The 4,415-nt window shown below is 63.5% G+C and carries 6 protein-coding genes; all 6 read right to left on the bottom strand.

What is annotated here, in order from left to right:
- Positions 1–926: NAD(P)(+) transhydrogenase (Re/Si-specific) subunit beta (locus ACESL8_RS09285; RefSeq protein ID WP_372918103.1), on the bottom strand; the 926-nt coding region annotated here is incomplete at its 3' end.
- A gap of 15 nt (positions 927–941) precedes the next feature.
- The gene (locus tag ACESL8_RS09280) at positions 942–1,253 is read right to left on the bottom strand and encodes a proton-translocating transhydrogenase family protein (RefSeq protein ID WP_372918101.1); all 312 of its coding nucleotides are present in this window, start codon (positions 1,251–1,253) and stop codon (positions 942–944) included.
- A gap of 27 nt (positions 1,254–1,280) precedes the next feature.
- Positions 1,281–2,405 (bottom strand): NAD(P) transhydrogenase subunit alpha, encoded by a 1,125-nt coding sequence (locus ACESL8_RS09275; RefSeq protein ID WP_372918099.1) that lies wholly within the window; start codon positions 2,403–2,405, stop codon positions 1,281–1,283.
- 25 nt (positions 2,406–2,430) lie between these two features.
- Positions 2,431–2,556 (bottom strand): aa3-type cytochrome c oxidase subunit IV, encoded by a 126-nt coding sequence (locus tag ACESL8_RS09270; protein ID WP_372918097.1) that lies wholly within the window; start codon positions 2,554–2,556, stop codon positions 2,431–2,433.
- Positions 2,557–2,661: 105 nt separating this feature from the next.
- Positions 2,662–3,663: a dihydropteroate synthase gene (gene folP, locus ACESL8_RS09265; RefSeq protein ID WP_372918095.1), complete on the bottom strand. Its 1,002-nt coding sequence runs from the start codon at positions 3,661–3,663 to the stop codon at positions 2,662–2,664.
- Positions 3,657–4,415, bottom strand: a 759-nt coding sequence (locus ACESL8_RS09260) for a M13-type metalloendopeptidase (RefSeq protein WP_372918093.1), incomplete at its 5' end; no start/stop codon positions are given. The genes ACESL8_RS09260 and folP, both read right to left, overlap by 7 nt.

Below are 4,415 nucleotides of genomic sequence, written 5' to 3'. Positions count from 1 at the left end.
TCAGCCGAACCGGCCTTGAACGGCTTTTGCACGCCGGTGCCCTTGGCCGCACGGGCCCCGGATTCAGCACCAAAGCCGCCGGCAATCACGCTGATGAAGCTGCGGTGCATCGCCTTGCACATGATGTACGACAGGATCGCCCCCGACGATCCGACCAGCGCGCCGGTGATGATCATCGCGGTGTTCTGCAGCGTGAAGCCCATCGCGGCCGCCGCCCAGCCCGAATAGCTGTTGAGCATCGAAATGACGACCGGCATATCTGCCCCGCCAATCGGGATGATCAACGTGACACCAATCAAAAACGACAGCCCGAGGATGACACACAGCAACGGCCCCTGGCTGGCGCCAGCAGCGGCATCCATCGCGAACACGCCGGTGAGGATGACGATGCCGGCCAGCACGCTCAGATTGAGCAGATGACGGCCCGGCAGCAAAATCGGCGAGCCCGACATGCGGCCCGACAGTTTCAAAAAGGCGATGATCGAACCCGAAAAAGTGATCGCGCCGATGGCAATGCCCAAGCCCAGTTCAACGCGCGACACGGTGAGTATGGCACCGGTGCTATCAACAATGCCGAACGCCGCCGGATTGAGATAGGCCGAACAACCGACCAGTACCGCTGCCATGCCAACGAGGCTGTGGAAGCCCGCCACAAGCTCGGGCATCGCGGTCATCTGGATGCGCTGGGCAATCACCCAGCCAATGCCTCCGCCGATGGCGATGGCACCCACGATCAGCGGCAAGCCGGTCGGGTGCAGTATAAGCGTGGTGCCCACCGCCAGTGCCATGCCGATCATGCCATTGCGGTTACCGGCTTGGGATGTTTCCGGCGACGAAAGGCCGCGCAGCGACAGGATGAACAGCACCCCGGCGGCGAGATAGGCGAGCACGGCCCAGGCCGGCGTGGCAGCGACTGCGTGTTCCATGGTCTTGCCCCAAACTTACTTCGAAGCCGCCGGCTTCTTGTCTTTTTTCTTGTACATGGCGAGCATGCGGCGCGTGACCGCAAAGCCGCCGAAGATGTTGATGCTGGCCAGCACCACACCCAGCAGGCCCAGCCACATTGACGGGCCGCCGCCTTCAGTGATTGCCCCGGCCGCCGCTGCGATCAGCGCGCCGACGATGATCACCGATGAAATGGCGTTGGTCACGGCCATCAACGGCGTGTGCAGCGCCGGCGTGACCGACCACACGACATAATAGCCGACGAACACCGCCAGCACGAAAATCGACAGGATCGACAGGAAATCCATGTGCGTGCCCCTTAACCCAACAGCCGCCTAAACCAAACGTTCGTGGACGATCTTGCCGCCCTCGGTCAGCTTGATGCCCTTCACGATATCGTCATCGGCGGGCCACACGGCGGCTCCCGCCTCCTTGTCCCAGAAGGCGTTGATCATGTTGAACAGATTGCGGCTGTACAACGCCGACGCATCGGGTGCGAGCCGGCTGGCCGGATTACGGTGCCCGATGATCTTCACGCCGTGACGCTCGGCAATTTCGCCCGCCACAGCACCTTCAACGTTGCCGCCAGCATCCACCGCCAGATCGACGATCACGCTGCCCGGCCGCATCGAAGCGACCTGCGCATCGGAAACCAGGCGCGGCGCTGGCCGGCCGGGGATGAGCGCGGTGGTGATCACCAGATCCTGCTTGGCGATGTGCAACGACACCAGTTCGGCCTGCGCCGCCTTGTATTCGTCACTCATTTCGGTGGCATAGCCGCCAGCGCCTTCGCCTTCGATGCCGGCCACCTTGTCGACAAAAATTGCCTTGGCCCCCAGCGATTCAATCTGTTCCTTGGTGGCGGCGCGCACATCGGTGGCGCTGACCAGCGCACCGAGGCGGCGCGCGGTGGCGATGGCTTGCAAGCCGGCAACGCCCACGCCCATGATGAACACGCGCGCAGCGCTGATGGTGCCGGCGGCCGTCATCATCATCGGAAACGCGCGGCCATAGGCTTCGGCCCCGTCGATCACCGCCTTGTAGCCGGCGAGGTTGGACTGGCTGGACAGGACGTCCATGGATTGGGCGCGCGTCGTGCGCGGCATGAATTCCATCGCATAGGCAGTGATGCCCGCGCCGGCATAGGCGTCGATCTTGGCACGATCGTTGAAGGGGGACAGGATGGCGGCAATGATGGTGCCGGCGGCGATCCCCGGCAAATCGGCCAGCTGCGGCCCTTGCACGCCCAGCACCATGACGGCACCGGCAACCACGTCCACCCGGCTGGCCACGGTCGCGCCCGCAGCCGCATAGTCCGCATCGCTGATTTTCGCACCAAAGCCGGCGCCGGTTTCCACCGCCACGCTGGCGCCCAGGCCAATCAGTTTCTTCACCGTTTCCGGCGTCGCCGCGACCCGCGTTTCAGCGCCGCCAGCTTCCTTGAGCACCGCGATCTTCATGATTCAGCCCCCAAAACCGCGCAAATCAAACCAGAAACACAAACAGCCCGAGTACGATCATGATCACAAAGATCGTGCCCCATTTGGCCGCGCCCATGAAGCTTTCATAGGTGGAACGGTGGCTGTCGTTCTGCTGTTCGTTGCTGGCCATGACCGGCGAAACCCTTGTTACTTGCAGTGGCTGGCCGCGATGCCGCAACCTGTGCATGCTGCCTGTTAGCAGTTTGGGCGCGGCTGTGAAGGGGCAAATGCCGGTTCAGGCCGGCACGGGCAGGCAGGCTCTCCAAAGCTTCAGGGCTTGGCTCGTTTCGGCCACATCATGCACCCGGATCAACTGCACACCGGCATTGGCCCCGGCCAGCGCCAGCGCCAGGCTGCCGGGCAAGCGCTGTTCCACCGGTTCACCGGCGGAAATGCGGGCAATCAACGACTTGCGGCTGGCACCAAGCAGGATTGGCACCCCCAAACCGTGCAGCAGGCTCAACCCTTGCAGCAGTGCCAGATTGTGCGCCAGCCCTTTGCCAAAACCGATGCCGGGATCGGCGATGATGGCATCCGCCGCCACACCGCCGGCCACGGCTGCGGCAATCCGCCCCTCCAGCCAATCAAACACATCGAGCAGCGCGTTGTCATAGTGCGGCGCGGTCTGCATGGTTTCGGGCGTGCCCTGATGGTGCATCAAGATCACCGGGCAACCGCGCGCCGCCACCAGTGCCAGCGCGTGCGGATCGTGCCCCAGCGCGCTGACATCATTGACGATCACCGCCCCGGCATCAAGCGCGGCGGCCATCACCGCCGCCTTGCGCGTGTCGATCGAAACCGGCAGCCCGGCCAGCCCGCTCCACAACGGTGCCAGCCGCGCCAGTTCGTCCCCCACTGGCAATTCGGGCGCGCCGGGCCGGGTGGATTCGGCGCCCACGTCAATGATGGCGGCGCCGGCGGCGTGCATGGCGTGGGCGGCAGCGATTGCAGCGTTCGGCGCAACATGGCGGCCACCATCGGAAAAACTGTCGGGCGTGATGTTGAGCACACCCATCATCAACGGCAGCACTTGCGCGAACCGCGCCAGCAGCGGCCGGGGCCGGGTCAACCGCAGCCGCCACGCGTCCGGCACGTCTGCCGCATCAACGAAACCTTCGCTCCCGCTGCGCGTCAGCACTTCGCAGCGCGAAAACAAAAAGGGGCCGCCGGCAAGTGCCAAAGACCCCTTGTTCCCCTCTGCGTGGGTGATGATGGGGCGATAATAACGCCTTACCACAGCTTGATGCGCTCCTCCGGCGACAGGTACATCGTCTCGCCGGCCTGCACCTTGAACGCCTTGTACCACGCGTCGATGTTGCGCACGACATAGGGGCGGAAATGACCCGGCGTGTGCGGATCGGTAACCAATTGCTGCAACAGCGCCGGCTCACGATATTTCTGACGCCACACCTGGCTGAAGCCAAGGAAGAAGCGTTGATCGCCGGTAAAGCCATCAATGGCCTTGGGCTTCTTGCCGTTCAGGCTGCGCTTCCAGCCATCATAGGCGATGGTGATGCCGGCAAGATCGGCGATATTCTCGCCCAGCGTCAGCTCACCATTCACCTTTTTGCCGGCCACAGGTTCGTACGCGCCATATTGCGCCACCACCTTGTCGGTACCGACCTTGAAGCGCTTCACGTCCTCGGCGGTCCACCAATCGCTCAGCCGGCCGGTCTTGTCGTATTTGCGGCCCTGATCGTCGAAATGGTGGGTGATCTCGTGGCCAATTACCGCGCCAATGCCGCCATAATTCACCGCATCATCGGCATTCGGATCAAAGAACGGCGCCTGCAGGATCGCGGCCGGGAACACGATTTCGTTCCAGGTCGGGTTGGCATAGGCGTTCACCGTCATCGGCGTCATGAACCACTCGCTGCGGTCCACCGGCTTGTTCAGCTTGGCCACGGACTCGTTGAACTTGAATTCGGCAGCGCGCCTGTCATTGCCCATGGCATCGCCGCGCACGATCTGTAGCGCCGAATAATCCTG

Source organism: Sandarakinorhabdus sp. (assembly GCF_041689835.1).
In the GTDB taxonomy this organism is placed as follows: domain Bacteria; phylum Pseudomonadota; class Alphaproteobacteria; order Sphingomonadales; family Sphingomonadaceae; genus Sandarakinorhabdus.
Note: the sequence above shows the minus strand (reverse complement) of the source record. Positions and strands in the feature narration are given on the sequence as shown.

Excerpts from the sequence above, each read along its gene's own strand:
- ACESL8_RS09280 (WP_372918101.1), bottom strand. The coding sequence starts at position 1,253 with ATGGATTTCCTGTCGATCCTGTCGATTTTCGTGCTGGCGGTGTTCGTC.
- ACESL8_RS09275 (WP_372918099.1), bottom strand. The coding sequence starts at position 2,405 with ATGAAGATCGCGGTGCTCAAGGAAGCTGGCGGCGCTGAAACGCGGGTC.
- ACESL8_RS09270 (WP_372918097.1), bottom strand. The coding sequence starts at position 2,556 with ATGGCCAGCAACGAACAGCAGAACGACAGCCACCGTTCCACCTATGAA.